Source organism: Nocardia sp. JW2 (assembly GCF_051843015.1).
Taxonomy (GTDB): domain Bacteria; phylum Actinomycetota; class Actinomycetes; order Mycobacteriales; family Mycobacteriaceae; genus Nocardia; species Nocardia coubleae.
Genome location: NZ_JBPXLK010000009.1, coordinates 101,084 through 125,290, shown reverse-complemented (window position 1 = coordinate 125,290; position 24,207 = coordinate 101,084). Strand labels below are relative to the sequence as shown.

Annotated in this window: 24 protein-coding genes; 14 read left to right on the top strand and 10 right to left on the bottom strand. The window is 67.3% G+C overall.

Features of this window, described 5'->3' with window-relative positions; all coding sequences use genetic code 11:
• Positions 1-2: 2 nt before the first annotated feature.
• Positions 3-1,901 carry a glycosyltransferase gene (locus ACSVDM_RS15275; RefSeq protein ID WP_067494799.1) on the bottom strand — a complete coding sequence of 633 codons (1,899 nt, stop codon included), beginning with the start codon at positions 1,899-1,901 and terminating at the stop codon, positions 3-5.
• A gap of 110 nt (positions 1,902-2,011) precedes the next feature.
• Positions 2,012-2,542 carry a GtrA family protein gene (locus ACSVDM_RS15270; RefSeq protein ID WP_067640283.1) on the bottom strand — a complete coding sequence of 177 codons (531 nt, stop codon included), beginning with the start codon at positions 2,540-2,542 and terminating at the stop codon, positions 2,012-2,014.
• Between the two features lie 128 nt (positions 2,543-2,670).
• On the opposite strand from ACSVDM_RS15270, the gene ACSVDM_RS15265 reads away from it, so the two are divergent.
• Together ACSVDM_RS15265 and ACSVDM_RS15260 are read left to right on the top strand one after the other, a co-directional pair.
• A complete protein-coding gene (locus ACSVDM_RS15265; RefSeq protein ID WP_067494802.1) occupies positions 2,671-3,636 on the top strand; it encodes a glycosyltransferase in 966 nt (321 codons plus the stop codon).
• Positions 3,633-5,150 carry a DUF2142 domain-containing protein gene (locus tag ACSVDM_RS15260; RefSeq protein ID WP_439265657.1) on the top strand — a complete coding sequence of 506 codons (1,518 nt, stop codon included), beginning with the start codon at positions 3,633-3,635 and terminating at the stop codon, positions 5,148-5,150. Before ACSVDM_RS15265 ends, ACSVDM_RS15260 begins: the two co-directional genes overlap by 4 nt.
• 24 nt (positions 5,151-5,174) lie before the next feature.
• Here the strand turns inward: ACSVDM_RS15260 and rfbB are convergent, their stop codons facing one another.
• Positions 5,175-6,176: a dTDP-glucose 4,6-dehydratase gene (gene rfbB, locus ACSVDM_RS15255; RefSeq protein WP_181700758.1), complete on the bottom strand. Its 1,002-nt coding sequence runs from the start codon at positions 6,174-6,176 to the stop codon at positions 5,175-5,177.
• Between the two features lie 306 nt (positions 6,177-6,482).
• Between rfbB and ACSVDM_RS15250 the strand changes: the two genes are divergently transcribed.
• A complete protein-coding gene (locus ACSVDM_RS15250) occupies positions 6,483-7,184 on the top strand; it encodes a hypothetical protein (RefSeq protein WP_181700760.1) in 702 nt (233 codons plus the stop codon).
• A 114-nt stretch (positions 7,185-7,298) separates the two neighbouring features.
• Here the strand turns inward: ACSVDM_RS15250 and ACSVDM_RS15245 are convergent, their stop codons facing one another.
• Complete coding sequence (locus ACSVDM_RS15245; protein WP_439265655.1) at positions 7,299-8,348, bottom strand: alpha/beta hydrolase; 1,050 nt, start codon at positions 8,346-8,348, stop codon at positions 7,299-7,301.
• 242 nt (positions 8,349-8,590) lie between these two features.
• Here ACSVDM_RS15245 and rfbA point away from each other — a divergent pair, with 242 nt between their 5' ends.
• Together rfbA and ACSVDM_RS15235 are read left to right on the top strand one after the other, a co-directional pair.
• Positions 8,591-9,463, top strand: coding sequence for a glucose-1-phosphate thymidylyltransferase RfbA (gene rfbA, locus ACSVDM_RS15240; protein WP_067494815.1), 873 nt, complete (start codon positions 8,591-8,593; stop codon positions 9,461-9,463).
• Between the two features lie 3 nt (positions 9,464-9,466).
• The gene (locus tag ACSVDM_RS15235) at positions 9,467-10,015 is read left to right on the top strand and encodes a dTDP-4-dehydrorhamnose 3,5-epimerase family protein (protein ID WP_439265652.1); all 549 of its coding nucleotides are present in this window, start codon (positions 9,467-9,469) and stop codon (positions 10,013-10,015) included.
• Positions 10,016-10,064: 49 nt separating this feature from the next.
• Here the strand turns inward: ACSVDM_RS15235 and ACSVDM_RS15230 are convergent, their stop codons facing one another.
• Positions 10,065-11,531, bottom strand: a complete 1,467-nt coding sequence (locus ACSVDM_RS15230; protein WP_439265651.1) for an MFS transporter — start codon at positions 11,529-11,531, stop codon at positions 10,065-10,067.
• Between the two features lie 85 nt (positions 11,532-11,616).
• Between ACSVDM_RS15230 and ACSVDM_RS15225 the strand changes: the two genes are divergently transcribed.
• Positions 11,617-12,015 carry a MarR family winged helix-turn-helix transcriptional regulator gene (locus tag ACSVDM_RS15225; protein ID WP_067494823.1) on the top strand — a complete coding sequence of 133 codons (399 nt, stop codon included), beginning with the start codon at positions 11,617-11,619 and terminating at the stop codon, positions 12,013-12,015.
• Between the two features lie 3 nt (positions 12,016-12,018).
• On the opposite strand, the gene ACSVDM_RS15220 is transcribed toward ACSVDM_RS15225, so the two are convergent.
• Positions 12,019-12,864 carry a helix-turn-helix domain-containing protein gene (locus tag ACSVDM_RS15220; protein ID WP_439265649.1) on the bottom strand — a complete coding sequence of 282 codons (846 nt, stop codon included), beginning with the start codon at positions 12,862-12,864 and terminating at the stop codon, positions 12,019-12,021.
• A 121-nt stretch (positions 12,865-12,985) separates the two neighbouring features.
• Positions 12,986-13,591: a DUF4282 domain-containing protein gene (locus ACSVDM_RS15215; protein ID WP_439265647.1), complete on the bottom strand. Its 606-nt coding sequence runs from the start codon at positions 13,589-13,591 to the stop codon at positions 12,986-12,988.
• Between the two features lie 180 nt (positions 13,592-13,771).
• Here ACSVDM_RS15215 and ACSVDM_RS15210 point away from each other — a divergent pair, with 180 nt between their 5' ends.
• From ACSVDM_RS15210 to ACSVDM_RS15200, 3 genes are all read left to right on the top strand, one after another.
• The gene (locus ACSVDM_RS15210) at positions 13,772-14,263 is read left to right on the top strand and encodes a hypothetical protein (RefSeq protein WP_174552230.1); all 492 of its coding nucleotides are present in this window, start codon (positions 13,772-13,774) and stop codon (positions 14,261-14,263) included.
• 106 nt (positions 14,264-14,369) lie between these two features.
• The gene (locus ACSVDM_RS15205; protein WP_439265645.1) at positions 14,370-16,532 is read left to right on the top strand and encodes a molybdopterin-dependent oxidoreductase; all 2,163 of its coding nucleotides are present in this window, start codon (positions 14,370-14,372) and stop codon (positions 16,530-16,532) included.
• A 138-nt stretch (positions 16,533-16,670) separates the two neighbouring features.
• Complete coding sequence (locus tag ACSVDM_RS15200; RefSeq protein WP_439265643.1) at positions 16,671-17,294, top strand: pyridoxamine 5'-phosphate oxidase family protein; 624 nt, start codon at positions 16,671-16,673, stop codon at positions 17,292-17,294.
• Here ACSVDM_RS15200 and ACSVDM_RS15195 read toward each other — a convergent pair whose 3' ends face one another.
• On the bottom strand, positions 17,295-17,750 hold the full coding sequence (locus tag ACSVDM_RS15195; protein ID WP_084457194.1) for a GtrA family protein: 456 nt from the start codon (positions 17,748-17,750) through the stop codon (positions 17,295-17,297).
• Positions 17,751-17,807: 57 nt separating this feature from the next.
• Here ACSVDM_RS15195 and ACSVDM_RS15190 point away from each other — a divergent pair, with 57 nt between their 5' ends.
• The 3 genes from ACSVDM_RS15190 to ACSVDM_RS15180 all read left to right on the top strand — a co-directional run bounded on the left by ACSVDM_RS15190 (position 17,808) and on the right by ACSVDM_RS15180 (position 22,131).
• Positions 17,808-19,235 carry an FAD-binding protein gene (locus tag ACSVDM_RS15190; protein WP_439265640.1) on the top strand — a complete coding sequence of 476 codons (1,428 nt, stop codon included), beginning with the start codon at positions 17,808-17,810 and terminating at the stop codon, positions 19,233-19,235.
• Positions 19,232-20,011 carry a decaprenylphospho-beta-D-erythro-pentofuranosid-2-ulose 2-reductase gene (locus tag ACSVDM_RS15185; RefSeq protein ID WP_181700776.1) on the top strand — a complete coding sequence of 260 codons (780 nt, stop codon included), beginning with the start codon at positions 19,232-19,234 and terminating at the stop codon, positions 20,009-20,011. The genes ACSVDM_RS15190 and ACSVDM_RS15185 overlap by 4 nt, the downstream gene beginning before the upstream one ends.
• 149 nt (positions 20,012-20,160) lie before the next feature.
• A complete protein-coding gene (locus ACSVDM_RS15180) occupies positions 20,161-22,131 on the top strand; it encodes an arabinofuranosyltransferase (RefSeq protein ID WP_439265638.1) in 1,971 nt (656 codons plus the stop codon).
• A gap of 1 nt (position 22,132) precedes the next feature.
• Here the strand turns inward: ACSVDM_RS15180 and ACSVDM_RS15175 are convergent, their stop codons facing one another.
• Positions 22,133-22,525 (bottom strand): PIN domain-containing protein, encoded by a 393-nt coding sequence (locus ACSVDM_RS15175; RefSeq protein WP_439265636.1) that lies wholly within the window; start codon positions 22,523-22,525, stop codon positions 22,133-22,135.
• Positions 22,522-22,776, bottom strand: coding sequence for an AbrB/MazE/SpoVT family DNA-binding domain-containing protein (locus ACSVDM_RS15170; RefSeq protein WP_067640258.1), 255 nt, complete (start codon positions 22,774-22,776; stop codon positions 22,522-22,524). The genes ACSVDM_RS15175 and ACSVDM_RS15170 overlap by 4 nt, the downstream gene beginning before the upstream one ends.
• Positions 22,777-22,966: 190 nt before the next feature.
• On the opposite strand from ACSVDM_RS15170, the gene ACSVDM_RS15165 reads away from it, so the two are divergent.
• Both ACSVDM_RS15165 and ACSVDM_RS15160 read left to right on the top strand, forming a co-directional pair.
• A complete protein-coding gene (locus ACSVDM_RS15165) occupies positions 22,967-23,503 on the top strand; it encodes a hypothetical protein (protein WP_439265633.1) in 537 nt (178 codons plus the stop codon).
• Positions 23,504-23,694: 191 nt separating this feature from the next.
• Positions 23,695-24,204 (top strand): hypothetical protein, encoded by a 510-nt coding sequence (locus ACSVDM_RS15160; protein ID WP_067640256.1) that lies wholly within the window; start codon positions 23,695-23,697, stop codon positions 24,202-24,204.
• Positions 24,205-24,207 lie beyond the last annotated feature (3 nt).

The following is a 24,207-nucleotide window of genomic DNA, read 5'->3' as shown; positions in this document are numbered from 1 at the left end:
GGTCAGCTGGGGTCGATGCCGTAGAGGCGGGCCCAGTTCTCACGGCTGGTGAGTTCGGGGACCGCCGCGCGGTATTCGGCCTGGAGCCTGGGGAGTTCGCGGCGGAGTTTGCGCAGCGTGCGGTAGGTGCGGATGAGCAGAGCGCGGGCACGGGCCTTGTCGCGGCGGCGCACGCGCACACCCGACTGGGAGGCGTCGGTGACGACCACGTGGTCGAACAGGCCCACATGCCACCAGTGCGCGTCCTCGCGGGTGACACCGATCAGGCCGTGCTGGGTGCGCCCGGTCCACTGCATGATCGCGCGCTTGATGAGCACGAGGGTGATGCGGCTCGGCTCACCGCTCGCCCGGCGGACCTGGATCTCGGCGGAGTTCACCGGTGGGGTCGCGGCGGGGTGCTTGATGGTCTCGGGGTAGTCGTTGCGGGAGGTGCGGGCCGCGGCCAGCGCCTCGATTCCGCCGTCGCGCAACACCTTCGGACCCTTCATGAAGTCCTCGATGCCCTGCAGGGTGGTGTGCACCAGGCCGTACTGCATGCCGACGAGGTGTTCGGCGATGTAGCGGAAGAAGTCCTTGGTGATGGCCTTGCCGTCGAGATCGGTGTGCAGGGCGCCGACGATGAGCGAGTTGCGCGTGGAGAAGTAGCGCGCCCAGTCGTCGTAGTCCTTCCAGTAGAAGTCGGCGTGCCAGACGGCGGCGTTGGGCAGGGTGACGGTGACGAAACCGTGCTCGCGGGCCCGGATGCCGTATTCGACGTCGTCCCACTGGAAGAAGATCGGGACCGGAAGGCCGATCTTCTTCACCACCTCGGCCGGGATCAGGCAGGTCCACCAGGCGTTGTAGCCGGCGTCGACGCGGCGCTCCTGGTTCTTCTTGAGCATGGAGGTGTTGCGCAGCGCCTTGGGCACCTTCTGCCCGTGCTTGAGCTCACCCAGGCGCACGTCCTCGGCACCCACGTTGAGGTAGTCGGGGTTGAGCAGGAACAGCATCTGCGCGCCGACCAGCGTCGGCTCGACGGTCAGGTTCGCGAAGGCCTGCAGGCGAAGGACGGTCTCGGGCTCGCAGAGGATGTCGTCGTCCATCAGGATGACGTCGGCGTGCTCGTTGGCCGCCGACACCTCGTACAGCCCACGGGTGAAGCCGCCCGCGCCACCGAGATTGGGCTGACGGATGTAGCGCAGCTTGTCGCCGAAATCGGGACGGACCTGCTGGAACAGCGGCCGGTTCTCGACCGGGTCGGTGCCCTGGTCCACGACGTAGACCGCGTCGATGGCGGCCAGCACCGTGGGGTCCGAGGCCAGCGCGGCGACGGTGTGGGCGCAGTCCTCGGCCCGGTTGAAGGTGCAGATCGCGATGGCGACCGGGCGAACCGTCTCGGGCGCCTTGGCGGTCCAGGTGAGCTCGGTGATGTCGAGCTCACCGCCGAGCGCGTCGAACTCGAGCCACAGCGCGCCACCGTCGACGTACTGGTCCAGCGGTGCGGACAGGCTCACGAACCCGCTGCTGGTCGCCACCAGCGAGGCGACGATACGGCGGTGGCCCGCGATATCGGAGGCGACCAGGCGCACATTCGCCTTGTTCCCCACCTGCAGATTCGCGGTGGCGGTCACCTCGGTGACGGTGGTCCAGCGCTGCCAGTAGCTCGCGGCGAACCGGCCGAAGTAGGTGTTGGTGTGCGCGGTCGCGCCCTTGGGCAGGTGCAGCGACAGGCGCTCGCGGATGGCGGCACCCCCCTTGACCACGGCGTAGAGCTCGTCGCTCACCCGGGCCGACGGGCCGGTGAAGATGCCCCTGGCCAGGACCAAGCGTTCGGGTGCCGAGTGTTCACCACGCAGTGACGCGGGTGCGGCCTCGTGCCGTTCGTTCGATTCGGTCACGACTCGAGTAGCCGACTGCTCCATGAAGTCCTCGAAATTCTCGGTATCGACTGCGCCGACGCAAGCAGTCACGTAAGGAAAGGGCGGCGCGGCGGGCGGGGTGAGGATATCAATCACCGCCGGGCCGGGCGCCGTCAGTGAGGGGTAACAGCACCCCGCGCGTGTTGCTCACCGGTTGCCTCGGCGCCGGTGAACACGAATTTGTCGTAGGCCCAATAACGGAATATGACAGCAAGCGTCTGGCCGATGACGGTCGCGGAAATGTTGTCCGACAGCGGCGACGACAGATCGAGCACATAGCGGGAAAAGCCGAGGCAGCCCAGTTGCAGGCCGATCGCCACGACATTCACCAGCGCGTACAACAGGTATTCGCGCCCGGCGCTGCCGGACTTCTTGTGCGCGAAGGTCCACCACTTGTTGCCGAAGTAGGTGACCACCGTCGCCACGACGATCGCGACGACTTTCGCGGTGAGCGGGGAGTGATAGAGCACACCTTCGGACAGCGACAATCCGCCGCCCCAGAACACCAGCAGGTTGTACGTACCGGCGTCGACGAGGAAGCCGACCGCGCCGACGACGAGGAACGCCGCCCCCTGCCGCAACGCCGTCGTCACCTTCGTCAGCAGCGAAGCGGGGGCGGGCTCGGATAGATCAGGGTGGGACACGGGCCGACGGTACACCGAGGACCGGCGTGTCCCCGAGTTACGCTCGGCGAACCGGATGAGCGCCGAAGACCTGTGCTGTGTACCCTCCCGGTGACCCTTTAACTGCCTACATCTGAGGATTGACCCGGGTGGACTCCACCGAGCTTCGCATTGCCGCCGTGGTCCCCTGCCACAACGAAGAGGCCGCGGTCGCCAAGGTCGTCGCCGACCTGAAGGCCGCCGTGCCGGGGATCGTCGTCTACGTCTACGACAACCTGAGCACCGACCGCACCGCCGAATGCGCCCGTGAGGCCGGGGCGATCGTGCGCTACGAGAACACCAAGGGCAAGGGCAATGTGGTTCGCCGCGCCTTCGCCGATATCGAGGCCGACGTCTACCTGATGATCGACGGCGACGACACCTACGAGGCGTCGGCCGCACCGCTGATGATCAAGACCCTGCTCGAGGGCCCCTACGATCACGTGCTCGGAGTGCGCAAGCAGGACGAGGACACCAACGCCTACCGGTCCGGGCACGAGACCGGCAACAAGGTGCTCAACGGCGTGGTCGGCAAGGTGTTCGGCGACAATGTCGAAGACATGCTGAGCGGCTTCCGGGTGTTCTCGCGCCGCTTCGTCAAGAGCTTCCCCGCCGTCTCCCGTGAGTTCGAGATCGAGACCGAACTGACCGTGCACTCGCTGCACCTGCGGGTTCCGCAGACCGCAGTGCAGGTGGGTTTCCGTGACCGCCCCGCGGGCAGCGAATCGAAGCTGCGCACCTACCGCGACGGCACCAAGATCCTCGCGCTGATCCTCGGCCTGGCCCGCCACGAACGCCCGGTCGCCTTCTACGGCCTGTTCGGCACGCTGGCCCTGCTGTTCTCGGTGATCCTCACCGTGCCGATCGTGATCGAGTTCTACAACACCCACGAGGTGGCGCGGTTCCCGACGCTGTTCTTCGCGTTCACCCTGATGCTGCTCGGCTGCCTTGCCTGGACCGCGGGGCTGATTCTCGACGGCATCCGCCGGTCGCGGCACGAAGCGGCGCGGCTGGTGTATCTGCGGTATTCGGCCGTCGGCGAGAGCACGGACATCGCGGCCGGAGACCGTCGGTGACCAGCACCGTCGAACCGGAAACCGTCGCCGCCGAACAGGTACCCGCGACCGAGCGCAAAGACCGCCTGCCCGCCACGGTCCGCTCGCTGACCGGCCGCTTCGGTGCCGCGACGGTGGCGTTCGCCGTGCTCGCGACGGTGTTCGGCGCGCTGTTCGCCGTGCTCACCCCCGCGTTCTGGGGCCACGACGAGATCACCCAGTTCGGCCGCGCCTACCAGGTGGCGCACGGCGGGGTGTTCCCACAGCGCATCCACGACGATCGCGGCGTCGCCTACGGCGGGCAGATCCCGGTGAGCATCGACGAGCTCATGGGCTACGCCTTCCGCGACTACAACGACAACCCCGAGGAACCGGGCGCGATGGTCGCCGACCCCGGCGCCTACGACCGGCTCGCCGGTGCCGACATCTCCTCGGCGACCCGGCCGATGTGGTTCACCAACACCGCCGCCTACTCCCCCGTGCCGTATGTGCCTGCCGCCGTCGGCATCCGGGCAGGCGAGGCGCTCGGCCTGAACATCGGCGGGATGTACCTGCTCACCCGCCTGGCCGGGTTGGCGGCCTACCTCGCGGTGGTCGGGTTCGGGCTCTACGCCTTGCGGCAGCGGCGCAGCCAGTGGCTGGTGTTCACCGTGGCCGTGCTGCCGATCGCGCTGTTCCAGGCGGGCACCGTCACCGCCGACACGCTCACCAACGCGCTGGCCATTCTGGTGTCGGCGCTGCTGGTGAAGGCGCTGTTCATCGGTGACCGGCTGAGCAAGCCCGAGACCGCCGCCCTGCTGGCCGCCACGATCGCGCTGCCGCTGAGCAAACCCGCCTACGTGCTGCTGGCCATGCTGATCGTGGTCGTGCCCGCCGAACGCCTCGGTTTCACCGGCAAGCTGAAGGTGCTGCCGTGGGTGTTCGCGGTCACCGGCGGCACGCTGTTCCTGGTCTGGACCAAGATCGCCGCACCGACCGGCGACGGCATGAGCCTGATGCGCCCGCCGCACCAGTGGGGTCAGGTGCGTCCCGGTGACCAGCTGCGCGGGATCCTCGGCGACCCGCTGCAGTTCGTGCACACCTTCGGCGAGAGCATCGCCCTGCGCGATCACCGCTGGTTCAACCAGTTCTTCGGCGAACTCGGCTTCGCCTACGTCGACGCGCCGGCGCTGACGATGCTGGCCTGCCTGATCGCGTTCGCGGTGAGCTTCGGCATCGCCGACCTGCTGACCAGCACGCTGCGCCGCACCCTGATCGTCGCGGCGACGGTGCTCGCCAGCGTGGCGATGGTCTACGTGACGCTGTACATGTCGTTCACACCGGTGGACTACTACATCATCGACGGCGTGCAGGGCAGGTACTTCGTGCCGCTGGCCATCCTCGGTATCGCGGTGGTGATCCGCTGGGTCCCGCTGCGGTTGCGCGATGCCGACGGTGTCGTCCCGACCCGCGGGCCGGGACTCACCGTGGCCTGCGCGTCGCTGATCGCGCTGATCGCCGCTGCCGCAACGTATTACACCGTCGTCTGGGGCTGACCCCGCGGACGACGGTGTAGTCCGTCAGAGTTTCTGCTCGCCCGCCGCCGCGTAGGCGCGTTCGGTGTCGGCCTTCTTCGGCCGCCACCAGTCCTCGTTCTCGCGGTACCAGGTGATGGTGTCGGCCAGCCCGGCCCGGAAGTCGCTGTAGCGCGGTGACCAGCCCAGTTCCGTGCGCAGCAGGCTCGCGTCGATCGCGTAGCGCTGGTCGTGGCCGGGCCGGTCGGTGACGTGGTCGAAATCGGTGGGATCGCGATCGAAAGCTTCCAGAATCAACTGCACGACGGTGAGATTGTCGAGTTCACCATCGGCACCGATGAGATAGGTCTGCCCGATTCGGCCGCGCTCGAGAATGTCCCAGACCGCGCGATTGTGATCGTCGACGTGAATCCAGTCGCGCACCTGATGACCGGCACCGTACAAACGCGGGCGCACGCCGTCGATCAAATTGGTGATCTGGCGTGGGATGAATTTCTCCACGTGCTGATACGGGCCGTAATTGTTGGAACAGTTCGACAGCGTGGCGCGCACTCCGAAGGAACGGGTCCAGGCGCGCACGAGCAGATCGCTCCCCGCTTTCGTCGCCGAATACGGGCTCGACGGGTTGTAGGCCGTTGTTTCGGTGAAGGCGGGGTCGTCGGGGGTGAGGTCGCCGTAGACCTCGTCGGTGGAAACGTGGTGGTAGCGCACGTCGTGGCGGCGCACGGCCTGCAGCAGGGAGTAGGTGCCGACGATATTGGTCTGCACGAACGGCCACGGTTCGGCGAGCGAGTTGTCGTTGTGGGATTCGGCGGCGAAATGCACGACCGCGTCGACACCGCTGACGAGATTGTCGACGAGGTCGAGATCGGCGATGTCGCCGTGGACGAATTCGATGCGGTCGGCCACCGGATCGAGCGACGCGCGGTTTCCGGCGTAGGTGAGCGCGTCGAGGACGGTCACCGCTACGTCGGGGCGCGTGGCCACCGTCTGCTGGACGAAATTCGCACCGATGAATCCGGCCCCGCCGGTAACGAGCACTCGCACGTCGACAACGATACGTGCTCGCGATCGGGGACAGAAAGCGAACCGGCACTCGCCCAGGTAGAAACAGTCACGGTATTTACACCGTGATGTCCGTCACACCGGGCGCGTTCAGGTTACGGCCCGGGGTCTGCTTTCCTGAGAAAAACCCTAGTCGGCACTCAGGTTTCTAGGTGCGCACCGGCCCTGGGGTATCAACGGTGAACAGAATTTGAATAGAAGTACACAGGTGGTTCACCGCTCGTTAGCTGCGGGGGCTTTTGATCATCGGGTCCCCTCCGAACGCTCCAACATCGAGGTTCAACAAAAATGCTGATGAGGAAATTCGCCGCCACTTCGGCGCTGCTGATCGCTGCCATGGGCGTCGCCGCCGGCACCGCGCACGCCGAAGAGGCCCCGGCCGCCGCTGCGCCGATCAACTACACCGCCGAAATCGTCGAGGACTCGAAGGCCGTCGTCACCACCGACGCCGGCTCGATGGTCGTCGAGGACAATGTCCTGAAGATCAAGGCGGCCGACGGCACCGTCGTCGCGGGCACCCCGCTGGCGTTCCGCATCGAAGAGCACGAGCTCCCGATCGTGGCCGAGATCTCCGGCAACACCGCCACCCTGACCCCGGTGATGGACCCGGCCAAGGCCGTCTACAAGCCGGTCGCCCTGCCTTACGAGGCGCAGGCGCCCTGGAAGTCCGAGTACGACCGTGAGGTCGCGGCGTTCAACCGTCTGAAGGACACCATCTCCGTCGGCGCCACCATGGGTGCCCTCGTCGGTGGCCTCGGTGGCGCGGCTGTCGGCTGCATCGCCGGTGCCGGTGCCGGCCTGGTCCTGACCGGTGCCCTCCTGGCCCTGTTCGGCGCGGGCCCGCTGGCCGGCTGCATCGCCGGTGCCGCCGCTGTCGGCTTCCTCGGTGTGCTGGCCGGTCAGCTGTTCATCACCGCTCCGGTCGCCATCGGTGCGGCGATCCAGTACTTCGCCACCGTCACCTCGCCGTTCACCCCGCCTGCCAAGTAATTCCGGTTCCGAACGTGCGATAACCGCACTCGCGTAAGCACATTCGCGAGCAGATACACCAGGTGCCCCGCCGCGACTCGACAGAGTTGCGGCGGGGCACCTGTCGTTTCGAGGTCAGGCGGTGCGGGCACGCTCGGCGGGCGCCACCGCTTCCCGCACGAACTTGGCGACTCGTCCGAGCGCCGAACGGCTCTCCGGCATGTCCGGCAGGATGCTCATGAAGGCGTGCACCTGGCCCCGCCACAGCTCGAGTGTGTGCGGCACACCCGCCGCACCGAGCCGATGGGCCATGAGTTCGCAGTCGTAGCGCAGCAATTCGTCCTCGGCCGCGATCAGCAGTACCGGGGGCAAACCGGCCAGGTCGGCATTGACCGGTGAGAGCTTGGCGTCGAGCGGGCCCTCGTGCTCGGCACCGAGGCGGACCACGGCCTCCAGCCCGGCCAGCGGAATGTAGGCGTCGCGGCGCACATTCACGTAGTCCTTCTTCGCCCGGTAGTCCAGATCGAGCAGCGGACTCAAGCCGACGAGACCCGCGGGCAGCGGCAATCCGATGTCGCGGGCGCGCAGCGCGGTGGCGAAGGTGAGGAACCCGCCCGCCGAGTCACCGGCGAAGACGATGCGGCCCGGGTCGGCGCCGTGGCGCAGCAGCCAGCGGTAGGCCAGCACGCAGTCGTCGATGGCGGCGTCGATCGAACCCGGCAGCTGACGGTATTCCACATTGAGCACCGGCAGTCCGGTCCGCCTGGCCAGACCGGCGGCGACGGCACGATGGGTCGACAATCCGCAGACGGCGAAACCGCCACCGTGCAGATACAGCAGCGCGCCGTGACGCAGCGCCCGCGAGGCGCCCGCGGGACGGATCATCTCCATCTTGAATCCGTCGAGCTGGATCTGTTCGCGCTCGATACCCGTCGGTTCGGGACGCAGGCGCGCGAGCAGGTCGACGGCGATTCCGCCGATGGGGATGGTTGTCCGGTTGATGGGGACGGTGCGCAACAGCGGTCCGACGACGCCGACGCAGGCACCCATCAGCACGCGCGACGCGGTGCTCGTCCGCCCGGAGTTGACGACGATTCCCGCCGCCTTCGGACTGGTGGTGACCCTGGGGGCAGCGGGGACGATCCCGCCCAACACACCGGGCCTGCCGATCTTCGAGGCTTCCATCGCGCACCTACCTCACACTGGCGCGTCGACTCGATGGCCCGGGTGCGAGCCCCGGATCGGATGTCGACGCTGACATCTAACACAGTGATGTTTCACACATCGACGCTCACATAATCAGATGAACGCCGTCGTGTCCCAGTTATCGACCGACACACCCGGTCGCGAAACGTTCGTGATCAATTCGTCCACGTGTCGGAACCTCCCCGACTCCTGCGACGCCGGAACTGGCAGACTTGCCACCTATGCGCGGAATCATCTTGGCGGGCGGCACCGGATCGCGGCTGCACCCGATCACGCGCGGGGTGAGCAAGCAGCTCGTCCCGGTCTACGACAAACCGATGGTCTACTACCCCTTGTCCACCCTCATGTTGGCAGGGATCGACGACATTCTCGTCATCACCACGCCGGAGGATGCCGAGGCGTTCACCCGGTTGCTCGGTGACGGCAGCCAGTTCGGGGTGTCGATCAGCTACGTGGTCCAGCCCGAACCCGACGGCCTGGCCAGGGCTTTCGTGCTCGGCGCCGACCACATCGGCACCGAACCCGCCGCGCTCGTGCTCGGCGACAACATCTTCCACGGCCCCGGCCTCGGCGCCAGCCTGCACCGCTTCCACGACATCGACGGCGGCGCGGTGTTCGCCTACTGGGTGAGCGACCCCACCGCCTACGGCGTGGTGGAGTTCGTGGACGGTCGCGCGGTCTCCATCGAGGAGAAGCCGAAGGTGCCGCGCTCCAACTACGCCATCCCCGGTCTGTACTTCTACGACAACGACGTGGTCGAGATCGCGCGCGAGCTGCGTCCCTCGGCGCGCGGGGAGTACGAGATCACCGACATCAACCGCGCCTACCTCGAGCAGGGCAGGCTCAGCGTCGACGTGCTCGCGCGCGGCACCGCCTGGCTCGACACCGGCACCTTCGACTCGCTGCTCGACGCCGCCAACTACGTGCGGACCATCGAGGAACGCCAGGGCCTCAAGATCGGGGTGCCCGAGGAGGTGGCGTGGCGGCGCGGCCTGATCTCCGACGACCAGCTGTGCGAACTGGCCGAACCGATGGTTCGCTCCGGCTACGGCCGCTACCTGCTCGACCTGATCGACCGCGGAAAAGACTGGTAGCGCATGGAGATCCGTGAACTGGCCATCCCCGGCGCGTGGGTGGTCACCCCCCGCCTGCTCGGCGACGACCGCGGCATGTTCTGCGAGTCGTTCAAAGCCTCGGAGTTCGAGAAGGCCACCGGGCGGCCCTTCGACCTGCACCAGGTGAACACCTCGGTGTCGGCCGCGGGAGTGCTGCGCGGCATCCACTACACCGAGGACCCGCCGGGCCAGGCCAAGTATGTGACGTGTGTGCGCGGCGCCTTTCTCGACGTGGTCGTCGACCTGCGACCGGGTTCGCCCACCTACGGCCACTGGGACAGCGTGCTGCTCGACGACGTGGACCGCCGCTCGGTGTTCCTGTCCGAGGGTCTCGGTCACGCCATCCTCTCGCTGGAGAACTACTCGACGGTGACCTACCTGTGCTCGCTCGAGTACACCCCCGAATTCGACCGCGACCTGGACGCTTTCGACCCCCGGCTGGCCATCGACTGGCCGACCGAGGGCCGCGACGGCCGCCCGCTCACCTTCATCCGCTCCGCCAAGGACCAGGCAGCGCCGCGGTTCGCCTGATACGCCGAAAGGCACCACCGTGCATGGTGGTGCCGTTCAGCGCTTCGGATCAGACCGTCTGGAGCACCTTCTCCTCCTCGACCACCGGCGCGTCGGTGATCCGCTTGCGCGGCCAGAAGACCGTGAGCGCGACCAGTGCGCCGAGCACCGTGACACCGGCGGCGAACTCGAGGCCGGGGCGGTAGGTGTCGAGCATCTGCTGCGGCGAGGTGCCGTGCGCGGCGCCGGAGGTGACGATGGCGGTGGTCACCGCGAGCACCACGGCCGCGCCGACCTGCATGGAGGTCTGCAGCACGCCGGCCGCCAGGCCCTGCTCCTCGTCGTCGATACCGCTGGTGGCCTGCACGTTGATGGCGGGGAAGCCGACCCAGCCGATACCGATCAGCAGGACCGCGGGCAGCAGCACGGTCAGGTAGTCGGGTGCGGTGTCGATCCGCAGGAACAGCAGGTAGCCGACGGCCATCACCGACATGGTCACGGCGATCACCGGGCCGGTGCCGAAGCGGTCGATCAGCTTGTCGGAGAAGAACGCCGAGGCGACGACAAGGATGCCGACCGGCAGCAGCGCCATGGCGAGCTTCAGCGGCGACCAGCCGAGGGTGTCCTGCAGGTACAGCGTGACGATGAACTGCCAGCTGAAGTACGAGCCGGCGACCGCGATGATGGCCAGGCTGGCCCGCACCAGCGACACCTTGCGCAGGATCCCGAGCCGGACCAGCGGGTGGGCGACACGCTGCTCGGTGACGACGAACGCGGCGAACAGGGCGACCACGGCGATGAACGAGACGACGGTCCGTGCCGAGGCCCAGCCGACCTCGGGCGCGGTGACCACGGTGTAGACCAGCAGCAGCATGCCCGAGGTGGACAGCAGCGCGCCGAGCAGATCGTGGCCGCCTTCCTCGGCCTTGCCGTCCTTGGGGATCAGCACGAACGCCGAGATCAGCGCGGCGACGGCGATCGGAACGGGCAGCAGGAAGGTCCAGCGCCAGCCGACGCCGGTCATCAGGCCGCCGAAGAGCAGGCCCATGGAGTAACCGCCCGCGCCGAACACGGTGTAGATGGACAGCGCCTTGTTGCGCGCCTTTCCTTCGGCGAAGGTGGTGGCGATGATCGACAGGCCGGTCGGCGCGGTGAACGCGGCGGCCAGACCCTTGATGAAGCGGGTGACGATCAGCAGCGTCGGGTCGCTGACCAGGCCACCGATCAGGGACGCGACCGCGAAGACGGCCAGGGCGATGAGGAACACCTTGCGGCGCCCGAGCAGGTCGGCCGTGCGACCGCCGAGCAGCAGCAGACCGCCGTAGCCGAGGACGTAACCGCCCACGAGCCACTGCAGAGTGGAGGTGGACATATCGAGTTCGGCGCCGATGGAGGGCAGGGCGACGCCGATCATCGAAACATCGAGACCGTCGAGGAACAGAACAATGCACAGGGTGATCAGCAGGCCCCAGAGGCGAGCGGACCACCGGGTCGGGTCGGTCGCCTCGGCGGCCGAGAGCGTTGCTGGCGAAGTCATGCGGAGGACATTACATGCATGCGCATTTAATGCCAACACATTTAATGCAGTTGCATGGATCGAGTGGGCGCACTAAGATGGCCGCATGTCGAACCCGGCCAACACAGCTCGGCGCAACGAAGCGCCCACCGAGCTGGTGGGCCAGTGGCGCGCATTGCTCGACCGGCACGCCGCCGTGAGCTGCGCACTGGAGAAGGCGCTTCAGAACGAACACCGGATCGGACTCAGCGAGTTCGAGATCCTCGACCGTCTAGTCGACGCGGCTTGCGAGAAGTACCGCATGACCGACCTGTCCGGCGACATCTACCTGAGTCAGAGCGCACTCTCGCGCGCCGTGGCCCGGCTCGAACGCGACGACCTGGTCGAACGCATCACCTGCGACGGCGACCGGCGGGCGTGTTTCGTCAAGCTCACGGAAAAGGGCAGGGCGGTCTACGACCAGGCCCTGCCCACGCACCGTTCGGTGCTCACCGACTCCTGGTAGGAGCTACACCGTCGCGCTCGCCGCGGCGGTAATGTCGGCGAAAGCGGCTCGGTAACGGTCGAATTCGACCGGCTTGTCGAGATAGACCGAACCGGCGAAGGTCTCCACGTAGACCACCGGCGGTTCCTGCTTGTCGACCGCGTTGTCACCGTCGAAATCGAGCACGGTGAACCGGCCCGACTCGAGCCCGGCGTGGTAGCCGCAGTCGTCCGGGATCACCCGGATGTCGACGGTGTCGCGTTCGGCCAGCTCACGCAGCCGCGCACGCTGACCGGCGAGCACCCGATCGTCACCGATCCGGCGCGTCAGCACCGCCGCGGCGAGCACCACCCGCAGCCGCAACGGCGAGCCCGCCCTGGTGAGCAACGCCTGCCTGGCCGCGCTCACCCGCAGCCGCCGTTCCAGGTCGGCGTCGGTGAGTTCGGGAACCGTGCGTTCGAGCAGCGCCCTGGTGTAGTCCTCGGTCTGCAACAGCGCCGGGACCAGGCCGTCCTCGTAGATCGACAGCTCGGCCGCCGCCTCTTCGAGCCCGATGTAGACCTCGAAACCCTCCGGAATCACATCGCCGTAACTCGTCCACCATCCCCTTGCCTTGGTTTCGCGAGCCAGCGCGGCCAACGGTTCCACCTGGTCGGCGGGCGCGCCGTACACCTTGCACATGGCCTCGACATCGAGGCTGCGCAGCGATGTCTGCCCCGTTTCGATCCGCCAGATCTTCGCTTCCGACCACTCGAGTTGCGCCGCCGCGGTTCTGGTGGTCATCCGCGCACGATTGCGCAGGTCACGTAAGTGCCTGCCCAGCTGCCTGCGCGGCATGGTCGAACCGGTGACGCCCTGCGGTGAAGCCATACTTCCCCCCTGTATCCAAATCCGGCCTCCCCCTTGTCCTCTGGAGGCCGCCGTTCGCAGCTGACGCATCATCAGATCTGCGGACGGATTGTTTCACAATGAATCGGACACCGCGCAAGACCTACTTCTTCTTCCGGAACCGCCAGAACTGAACGGCGCGAACATCTTCGGACAACTGATTCACCGGTTCTGCCACATCGGACAGTGCTTGGAACAGTCCGTCGGCGAGTTCGCTGATGTGCTCGACCCGGCCCGCGAGCCGGGCGGCGTTGTCGGCGAATTCGAGCATCAACCGCACCGACGCGGCGATGGTGAGCCCGAGCGGAACGGCCACGAGGGCGGCGAGCACACCGAGCACCGCCGAGGCCTTCCACATCAGCACCGTCAGCGCGATCGGCAGGCCGATCGCGAAGGAGATCACGCACAGGATGTAGGCCAGCGGCAGCAGCGTGCGGGTCGCGGGCCTGCGGAATTGCACGTCGAGCAGGGAGCGCAGCGCCTCGGCGCCCCACTGGGTGGCCGAGCGGGTGCTGCGGAACGGATCGTCGAAGCCCGCGTCGCGCGCGAGCCTCATCTCCTCGGTCTCTTCGGAGTCCTCGGCCTGCTCTCGCGAACGCGACGCCGTACGCTTCACGTCGGCCTCTTTCCAAGAGAGCCAGCGGGATTCGGCCTCGAACTCCTCGGCCTCCGGCTCACCGGCCGGGGTGGTGTTCGGCACGTCGGTCATGGTCCGAATCCTGCCCGCTTTCCGACGACACGCCAACACCACGGGGACCGAACCTGCGATAGCGAAGGTTCGTCGAATGAGACGAAGCAGACACTCTCGATTATTTTTCGGAATCCGCGTAACAACTCGGCCACCTTGGGCCGATACGCCCATGAACGCAGGAACAGAGCTCTTCGGGGAATGGAGAACACAGTGCGCACGACGTTTCCGACCAACACTATGGCCGCCGACAAGGGTGCCGCCGCGCTGGACTACGCCGCGCGGGGTTGGAACGTCGCCGAAACCACCAACGGCCTGTGCCTGGTGACCGACGAGAACGTTTCGGCCATCGAGATCACCGGTGAGATGGCAGGCGAGGTCCGCCGCTTCCTGCGCGCCAACAACCTGTCCGGCCCCGTGATCGAGATCCCCGGCGCCGAGCGTCGCGAGATCCACCTGGTGACCGGCGTCGCCAAGGCCACCATGGCCATCGCCGCGATGCGCGAGGCCGGTGTGCTGGTGCACACCGACGGTGCGAGCATCCCGCTGCCGCCCACCCAGCTGGCCGCCGGTTCGGCGTCGTGGGGCGTCGCCCCGTCCGAGGCCCGCTGGATCCCGCCGGTCGTCGCGCTCGGTGCCGCCGTGCGCGCCGCCGCCACCCGCAAGCGCGCCACCCTGACCGTGGCCTGCTGAGGCAGCTTTCCACAGCCAACCCGCGACCGCGACGGATCCCCACGTCGCCTCGCGGGTTTTCTGCGTTTCCCGGTGCCGAGCGGTTGGGGTGGAGTAGGCATGAACCATGGCTCCGCGTTCGTTGCTTCGCACCTGTCCGCTCTGTGAGGCCGTCTGCGGCCTGAGCATCACCCTCGACGACAACGACCGGGTGCTCTCGGTGCGCGGCGACCGCGACGATCCGTTCAGCAAGGGCTTCATCTGCCCGAAGGGCGCCGGTTTCGGCAAGCTCGACGACGACCCCGACCTGGTCACCACTCCGCTCATCCGCGACGGCGCCGACTTCCGCCCGTCGAGCTGGGACGAGGCGTTCGACCTGATCGCGCAGCGTTTCGCCGCCGTCCACGCGGCGCACGGCACCGGCGCCACCGCCGTCTACCTCGGCAATCCCACCGCCCACACGATCGCGGGCGCCCTCTACGCACCCGCGCTGGTCCGCGCGCTGAGCACCCGGCACGTGTACTCGGCGAGCACCGCCGATCAGATGCCCAAGCAGGTGGCCGCCGGGCTGATGTTCGGCGACCCGATGGTCGTGCCCGTTCCCGACCTCGACCGCACCGACTACCTGCTGATGCTCGGCGCCAACCCGCTGGAATCGAACGGTTCACTGTGCACGGCGCCCAACTTTCCCGGCCGGTTGAAGGCGTTGCGGGCGCGCGGCGGCAAGCTCGTCGTTGTCGATCCGCGGGCGACGCGCACGGCGGAGCTGGCCGACGAACACCTCTTCATCCGACCCGGCACCGATGCGTATCTGCTGTTCGCGGTGGTGCACACGTTGTTCGCCGAGAACCTGGCCGACGTGCGCGTGGAGGTCGACGGCCTCGACGAACTACGCGCGGCCGCAGCGGATTTCACCCCCGAGGTCGCGACGGAACGCACCGGCGTTCCGGCCGAGACCATCCGCCGCATCGCACGCGAACTCGCCGCCGCCCCGACGGCCGCCGTCTATGCCCGAATCGGCACGTGCACCACCGAATTCGGCACGCTCACACAGTGGCTCGTCGATGCGATCAATGTCCTCACCGGCAATCTCGACTCACCCGGTGGCGCCATGTTCGCCACCCCCGCGGCCCTCGGCATCACGCGGACCAAGCCGTTCCGGCCGGGCCGCTGGACCAGCCGGGTGCGCGAATTGCCCGAAACCATGGGCGAACTCCCCGTCGCCACCCTCGCCGACGAACTCGAAACCCCTGGTGAAGGGCAGATCCGCGCGCTGGTGACGGTGGCGGGCAACCCGGTGCTCTCCGCACCGAGCGGCGCGCGGCTCGACGCGGGACTGGCCGGGCTCGACTTCATGGTGAGCGTCGACCGGTACGTCAACGAGACCACCCGGCACGCGAATGTGATTCTGCCGCCGCCTCGTTCGATCCAGTCACCGCACTACGACTTCGCGCTGCTGCACTTCGCGGTGCGCAACTACGCGCGCTACTCGCGCCCCCTGGTGCCGCTCGACGGCAGGCCGTCGGAATCGGCGGTGCTCGCCCGGCTCGCCGCGGCCGTGAGCGGGCAGCCGCATCACAGCGACGAGGCCGTCGCGATGATCGACGAGCTGGTCATCGCGGGCATGCTGCACAAAGCGGGCATGAGTGACCGGCGCGACGAGCTGGAGGGCGCCGACACCACCGAACAGCGCGTCGACCTGATGCTCAAACTCGGCCCCTACGGCGCGTGGAACGGCGGGGACCTCGGCCTGCGCACCCTCCTCGACAACCCGCACGGCATCGACCTCGGCCCGCTGGAACCACGCCTGCCGGGAGTGCTGCTGACTGCAACGGGACGCGTCGACCTGGCACCGCAGCCCTTGCTCGCCGATGTGTCGCGCCTGCGGGAAGGCCTCGCGGCGAGTGCGCCACCCATGGTGCTGATCGGGCGCAGGCAGCTGCGTTCCAACAACAGCTGGATGCACAACATCGAGGCACTCGTCGGCGGATCCAACCACTGCACCCTGCACATCCACCCCGACGACGCCGACCGCCTCGGCATCGGCGAGGCGGCCGAGATCACCTCGGCCGCCGGATCACTGACCGTGCAAGTGGAGCTGACAGCGGCGATCATGCCCGGGGTGGTGAGCCTGCCGCACGGGTGGGGACACGCCGCGAGCACCACCCAGTCGGTGGCCCGCGCGCACGCAGGCGTGAATGCCAATGCGCTGACCGACAATTCGATCGTCGACGCGATCACCGGAACCGCCGTCTTCAACGGTGTGCCGGTGACGGTCGGTCCGGCCTGATCGGTCGTCGTCCAGGAAACCCGAAGCAAACCGCCCGTTACGGTCCTTCGCAATACTGGACTCGCCACGCCGCGCGCCGAACTCCCCTAGACTCCAATGAGATTGTGGTCACAGCACTTCGGCAGCAGAGGGGCCCCGATGCCTGGAACACAGATCGGCAGCGACGGAGAGCACGAACTTCAGGAAACGTTGGGCACCACCGAACGCGCCGAACGGTTCTACGACGACCAGGTCATCGACTATCTGAACCCGATGATGATGGAATTCGTCACCCGGATGGACATGGCGTTCATCTCCACCGCCGACGCGCACGGCGAATGCGACGCCAGCTTCCGTGCAGGCACCCCCGGTTTCCTGCACGTGATCGACGATCGCACGATTGCGTACCCCGAATACCGTGGTAACGGGGTGATGGCCAGCCTCGGCAATATCCTCGAGAACCCGCACGTCGGGATCCTGATGATCGACTTCGTCCGCGACCTCATCGGCCTGCACGTGAACGGGAAGGCCCGCATGGTCGCCGACAGCGAGCTACGCGAAACGGTCACCGATCTGCCACCCGCCGAACGGGGCAAAGCGGCGCAGGTATGGGTGGTCGTCGACGTGGAAGAGGCATACATCCACTGCCGCAAGCACATTCCGCAGATGATCCCCGTCTCCCGCGACCGCCGCGAATGGGGCACCGACAACGTCCGCGCCAAAGGCGGCGACTACTTCGGTGTGAAGGCGGGCCGCCAGCACGCCGAAGTCAAAGCCGGCTGACTACTTGATCTTGAAGATCACCACACGCTGCACGACGAAGTTGATCACCGTCGCCGTGCCCTGCGCCACGACGAACGCCACCGCCTGACGCCACCACTGGTCGGGCAGCGCGAACGCGAACGCGGCATACATCCCGAGCTGCACGGCGAACGTCACCGCGTACAGCGCGACGACCGCCACGAACCGCTTGCGGCTCGGCTCGGCCTGGAACGTCCAGCGACGATTGATCAGGTAGGCCGTCGTCGTACCGGCGATGAAGCTGATCGCCTTGGCGAGCACCTCCGGCACCCCGAGCACGTTCGACAGCAACAGCAGCAAGCCGAAGTCGACGATCGCCGAGAAACCGCCCGTGAGGGTGAACCGGACAATCTGAGTCTTCAGATCGACATCGGTACCCCCCGGCTCGTCGACCAGGGGAATTTCGGGGGGCAGGGGCAGATGCGGCTGTGCTTGCACGTGAGGAAGGGTACGAGACCGGTCACAGGTTGTGCCATGCCTGTAGCCTCTAAGCCGATGTCTGAGAACATTTCGACCACCAACGACGGGCCGTTTACGCTTCCTACGCGTACGCGCAAGCTCACCGGTTGGGGTCGCACCGCACCCACCTCCGCCGAAGTGCTCTCGACCGGCGATCCCGAGCTGATCGCCCAGGCCGTGCGCATGGTCGCCGAGGACAACGACAGCAAGCCGGCGCATCTGCGACGCGGCGTGATCGCCCGTGGCCTCGGCCGCTCCTACGGCGACCACGCCCAGAACGCGGGCGGCCTCGTCATCGACATGCCCGCGCTCAACCGCATCCACCGCATCGACCGCGACACCCGCCTGGTCGACGTGGACGGCGGCGTGAGCCTGGACCAGCTGATGAAGGCCGCGCTCCCGTTCGGCCTGTGGGTTCCCGTGCTACCCGGCACCCGCCAGGTGACCATCGGCGGCGCCATCGCCTCCGATATCCACGGCAAGAACCACCACAGCGAGGGCAGCTTCGGCAACCACGTCCGCTCGATCGACCTGCTCGTCGCGGACGGTTCGGTGCGCACGGTGTCACCCGACAACGACGCCGAGCTGTTCTGGGCGACGGTCGGCGGCAACGGGCTCACCGGCATCATCCTGCGCGCGACCGTCGAGATGGCGCCGACGGAGACCGCCTACTTCCTCAACGACGGTGTGAAGACCGCGACCCTCGACGAGACGGTCGCCGCGCACAGCGACGGTAGCGAGGCGAACTACACCTACTCGAGCGCCTGGTTCGACGTGATCAGCCCGCTGCCCAAGCTGGGCCGCGCCACCATCACTCGTGGTCGCCTGGCCAAGCTCGATGAGCTGCCCAAGCGGCTGCAGAAGAAGCCGCTGAAGTTCGACGCGCCGCACCTGATGACCGTGCCGGACATCTTCCCGAACTTCACCATGAACAAGCTGACGCTGTCGGCCATCGGTGAGGCGTACTACGCGATGGGCGGGAACTACACCGGCAAGGTGCAGAACCTGACGCAGTTCTACCACCCGCTCGACATGATCTCGGAGTGGAACCGTGGCTACGGTTCCAACGGGTTCCTGCAGTACCAGTTCGTGGTGCCGACCGAGGCGGTCGAGGAGTTCAAGCGGATCATCATCGACATCCAGGCCTCGGGCCACTACTCGGCGCTGAATGTGTTCAAGCTGTTCGGCCCCGGTAACGACGCGCCGTTGAGCTTCCCGATGCCGGGCTGGAACATCTGCGTGGACTTCCCGATCAAGCCGGGCCTCAACGAGCTGGTCACCGAGCTGGACCGCCGCGTGATGGAATTCGGCGGCCGTCTCTACACCGCGAAGGACTCGCGCACCAGCGCCGAGACCTTCCACAAGATGTACCCCCGGATCGACGAGTGGATCAAGGTCCGCCGCAGCGTCGACCCGAACGGCGTGTTCATGTCCGATATGGCCAGGAGGCTGGAGCTCCAGTGATCAACGCAGTTGGCAACCCGCAGACCATCCTGCTGTTCGGCGGCACCTCCGAGATCGGTCTCGCGATCTGCGCGGAGTACCTGCGCAAGAGCCCCGCGCGGATCATCCTGGCGAACCTGCCCGGCGACCCGCTGCTCGACGACGCCGTCGCCAAGCTGAAGGGGGCCGGTGCCACGGCCGTCGAGGTCATCGACTTCGACGCGCTCGACACCGACTCGCACCCGAAGGTCGTCGACGCCGCGTTCGCCGGTGGTGACGTGGACGTCGCGATCGTGGCGTTCGGTGTGCTCGGCGACGCCGAGCAGCTGTGGCAGGACCAGCGCAAGGCGGTCATGACCGTCGGCATCAACTACACCGCCGGTGTGTCGGTGGGTGTGCTGGTCGGCGACAAGTTCAAGGCGCAGGGTCACGGCCGGTTCATCGTGATGTCGTCGGTGGCGGGCGAGCGGGTGCGTCGCTCGAACTTCGTGTACGGCTCGACCAAGGCCGGCCTCGACGGCTTCTACCTGGGTCTCGGCGAAGCGCTTCGCCCCTACGGCCCGCGCGTCACCGTCGTCCGGCCGATGCAGGTGCGTACCTCCGCGACCAAGGCCCACTGGGAAGCGACCGGCTCCAAGGAAGCGCCGCTCACGGTCGACCCGGAAGACGTCGCCCGCCAGGCCGTCGCCGCCTCGGAGAAGGGCACCGAGATCGTGTGGACCCCCAACGAGGCCCGCTTCGTGATGTCGGCCCTGCGCCACGTGCCGCGCCCGATCTTCCGCAAGCTCCCCATCTGATCGAGAGCCATCGCGACTGCCGCACCGCCACTCCGGCGGTGCGGCAGTTTCTTTGTGCCGGGGCCTCGGCGCGAGCCCGACGGACTCGGCACACTCCACTAGGCTGACCCGGACCGTCGAGCAGAGTGGACCCGGAGGAATGCGCGCCGATGACTACCGATGACAACGTGCGGGCGGGGCGCGCGACAGCGACCGGTCTCGCCGAAGGTGCCGCGGCGGCGCTCGTCGCGCTGGTCGTGGCGGTGGTCGGGCTGTTCGCGTTCTCGGCGGTGCAGTGGCCTGCGTTCAACTCCTCCAACGTGACTCGGGCGCTGACCACCGTCGGGCAGGTCGTCTCGGTGGGGCTGCTGGTGGTCTCGGTGTTGCTGATCCGGCTGCGAAAGTGGCCCGTGCTCGCGAAACTTGCTTCCTGGGTGGGCATTTCGGGATTCGTCACGGTGACGCTCGGGATGCCCTTGGCGGCGACGAAGCTGTACCTGTTCGGTGTTTCGGTCGACCAGGAATTCCGCACCGAGTATCTGACGCGGCTCACCGACAGTGCGGCACTGCGGGACATGACCTACGTGGATCTGCCGCCGTTCTATCCGGCCGGGTGGTTCTGGATCGGTGGGCGGGTCGCGAACCTGCTCGGTATGGACGGCTGGGAGGTGTTCAAGCCGTACTCCATCGGCATGCTCGCCGTGGCCGCCACGGTGGCGCTCGTGCTGTGGGCGCAGCTGGTGCGCGCCGACATGGCCGTGGGCGCCGCGGCCGCGGTGACCGCGATGACCTTGGCCTATGCCTCGCCCGAGGCGTACGGGGCGGTGCTCGTCGTGTTCATTCCGCCGGTGCTCGTGCTGGCGTGGGGTGCGCTGCACCGCCGCTCGGGCGGATGGGGCGCGGTGCTCGGGACCGGGTTGTTCCTCGGGGTCGCGGCATGCTTCTACACGCTGTACCTGGCAATCGCGGCTTTCACCGTGGTGCTGATGGCGGTGATCGCCGCCGCGTGCGCGTTGTACGCACGGCGAGCGAGCGGGCGGGCGATCGGCAAGCGCGACGCGGCCGTCACCACCGAGCCGGCGTGGCGGGTGGTCGTCGTGCCGTTCACGCGGCTGGCGGCGATCGGCGTGCTCGCGATCGCGGTGGCGCTGGTGGTGTGGACGCCGTATCTGCTGAAGATGCTGTCGGGTGCGAAGTTGCCCTCCGGCAACGCTTTCCACTATCTGCCCGAGTCGGGTGCGCAGCTGGCGTTCCCGATGCTCGAGTTCTCTTTGCGTGGGGCGCTGTGCCTGCTCGGGTTGCTGTGGCTGGTCGTGCGGGCGGGATCGTCGCGGCGGGCGCAGGCGCTCGGCATCGGCGTGGTGGCGATCTACCTGTGGACATTGCTGTCGATGGCCGCGACGGCGGCGGGCACCACCCTGTTGTCGTTCCGGCTGGAACCGGTGCTGCTCGCCTTGCTCGCCGCCGCAGGTGTTTTCGGCTTCGTCGAGGGCGGCCGCGCGGTGTATCAGGCGCTGAACGAACCCGCGCCGGTGCGTACCGCGGCCGCCGCGCTCGCGGTGCTCGGCGCGATGGCCTTCGCCCAGACGATCCCCACCGTTCTGGTCCACGAGATCGACACCGCCTACACCGACACGGTGCCCACCGAAACACCCGACGCCTACGGCACTTTCGGTGAACGCGGCGACAAGCGCCGCCCCTCCGCCGTGGCCTACTACCACGCCCTCGACGAGGCTCTACTGGCGCAAACCAGCCGTCCCCGTGACGAATCCGTCGTCCTCACGGCCGACACCAGCTTCCTGTCCTTCTACCCCTACTTCGGTTTCCAGGCCCTCACCTCGCACTACGCGAACCCACTCGCCGACTTCAAGGCCCGCGCCGACGCCATCGCCGCCTGGAGCGGACTCGACTCCCCCCAGGCCCTCCTCGACGCCATGTCGGCCGCCCCCTGGCGCGCCCCCGACGCCTTCCTCTTCCGCCGCGACGGCGACAACTACACCCTCCGCCTCGCCGAAGACGTCTACCCCAACGACCCCAACGTCAAGCGCTACACCGTCACCTTCCCCCGCCCCCTCTTCGCCTCCCCAGCCTTCACCACCACCGACATCGGCCCCTTCACCCTCATCACCGTCAACCGCTGAATCAAGGCTCGATACGGCGCACGGTGCCGACCTTGCCGATCCCTTTGTCGAACGACGCGATCACCGAATCGGAGTCGGCTTCGGCTAGCGCGACGAGGTAGGCATCGGCGAATGAAAGCCGTTGGTGCTCATACACATCGACGGTCCGGATGAGGACGGCCGGATCGTCGGTCTGGATATTTCGGGAGCCGATCACGGCACGGGCCAGTGCCGCGACCTCAGGCCTGGGCACCCGGTACACGCTCTGCAAGACGTACACGGTTTCCGCGAGGATGAGGTCCGGAAGGTAGAACTCGTCGGTCCCCGCGAGGAGGGCTGTGGCTCGCCTGCCCATCTCGGGAGGGTCCTGCGTGAAGTGCCTGACGAGGATGTTCGTGTCGAGGAAGATCGTCACTCCGGATTGGCCTCCCGCCACTGTTGCGCCCAGGCCTCGTCGCGGATCTCTTCCCACGAACGGCCGCGCACCTGTGGCGGGACCTGCACACTGCCCGCGAGGTCCAGCAGGTCAGGTGTCTTCGCGAGCACCACGACATCGCCTTCCACCCGGAAGTGGACGTTGTCGCCGGTGTGCAATTCCAGCGCGTCACGGACCGCTTTGGGCACCGTGATCTGCCCCTTCGACGTCAACCTCGCGAGCGCGTCCACAACAACTCCTTACTTCCCCACTGAAGTAAGGATACCGCAATCGAGTTTCACCAACCCTGTCTTCCGGGTGGGGAGGCGCACTACACTTGGCGGTGCGGAACGGTCGTCGTCGGTGGGGGTCGGCGGATGGCGAAGGTTATCGATCCTGCACGTTGTGGGTCCGGGTGGCCCGTTACCGGAGGAGGACTTCATGTCCGATCCGTTGCACACCAGGGTGTGCCTCACCGGAGTGAATTGCATCTGTCCGAGTATCAGTGTGTTCGTGGTGCCCGAGCCGCTGGTTCGGGGTGGGCAGATGCTGCATCTGCTGGAACAGGCACCGGTGGCCGAACGGGGGCCCGAACCCGATCCCGACCTCATCGACCTGATCGAGGCGGTGCGCACGCCGTTGAATCTGCCCGGGCTGGCCCGGGTGCAGCGGGTGGCGTTCACCGGCCCACGGCACGATCCCACCGCGGCGCGCACCGTGCTGCACGACCATCTGATCGAGGAACCGGCGCCGATCGGGCTCGATGTGGACGATCCGGCGGAGCTCACCCGGCTCTCGATGCTGCCCGAACACCGGATCGGACCCCGGCGCATCGACGACTTCCAGGCGCACTCGGTGCGTCAGGCGATGGCGGCGGTGTACCAGTTTTTCGGCGTGGACCAGCGGGTACCCCTCGTCTACCACGGTTTCGCCGACCCCGGCGACGGCTGGTTCGCCCTGCGCGCATCGGCAGCCTGACCGGACATGTGTCCATAGACACCCGGTAGCTACTGGTGTGCGGAGCACCGATAGACAACAATATGTGCGGTTGCAGTGAACAAACCGCACAGTCCGTCGGACGGGGCGAGTACGCTGCGAAATGTTGACAAGTTCGGCCGACCGAAATCAGTTTTGGTAGCGCTGATCGGTACGGATGCAGAGGTATAGCTATGACGCTCAGCAGACCGGAGCGAATCGATTTCCTGATGCGGGAACACCGCCAGGACGCCGAACCTGCGCCACGGGAACAACTGCACTCACTCGGCGATATCGAGAAGTTCGTGGTCGATGCCGCGATCGCCATGCTCTCCCCCGGTCAGAAGTTCGCCCTGCTGTGGTCGCTGCAGGTCGGCGGGCATCTGGTGGCGGGCGTTCAGGTCAAGGAGCGCGACGGGTCGGTCACCAATATGGTGCCGCCGACCGAGGTCGTCGAATACCTGGCCGACCACAAGCGCATGTCCTACGACCCGGCGGTCGGCGCCTGGCTGAGTGCGGAGATCTTCATCGCCGGACCCACCCGATTCAAGGCCACCTACTCGCCGGGCACCGTCGCCGACTGGATGCCCGAGGTGTCGGTCGACGATCTGCGCGCCGAGTTCGTGGCCTACCCGCGGCCGGCCGCGGAGATCCCCGATTGGGCCCGCTCGCAGCTCGATTGGTCGAACAGGATGACCGGATAGGAC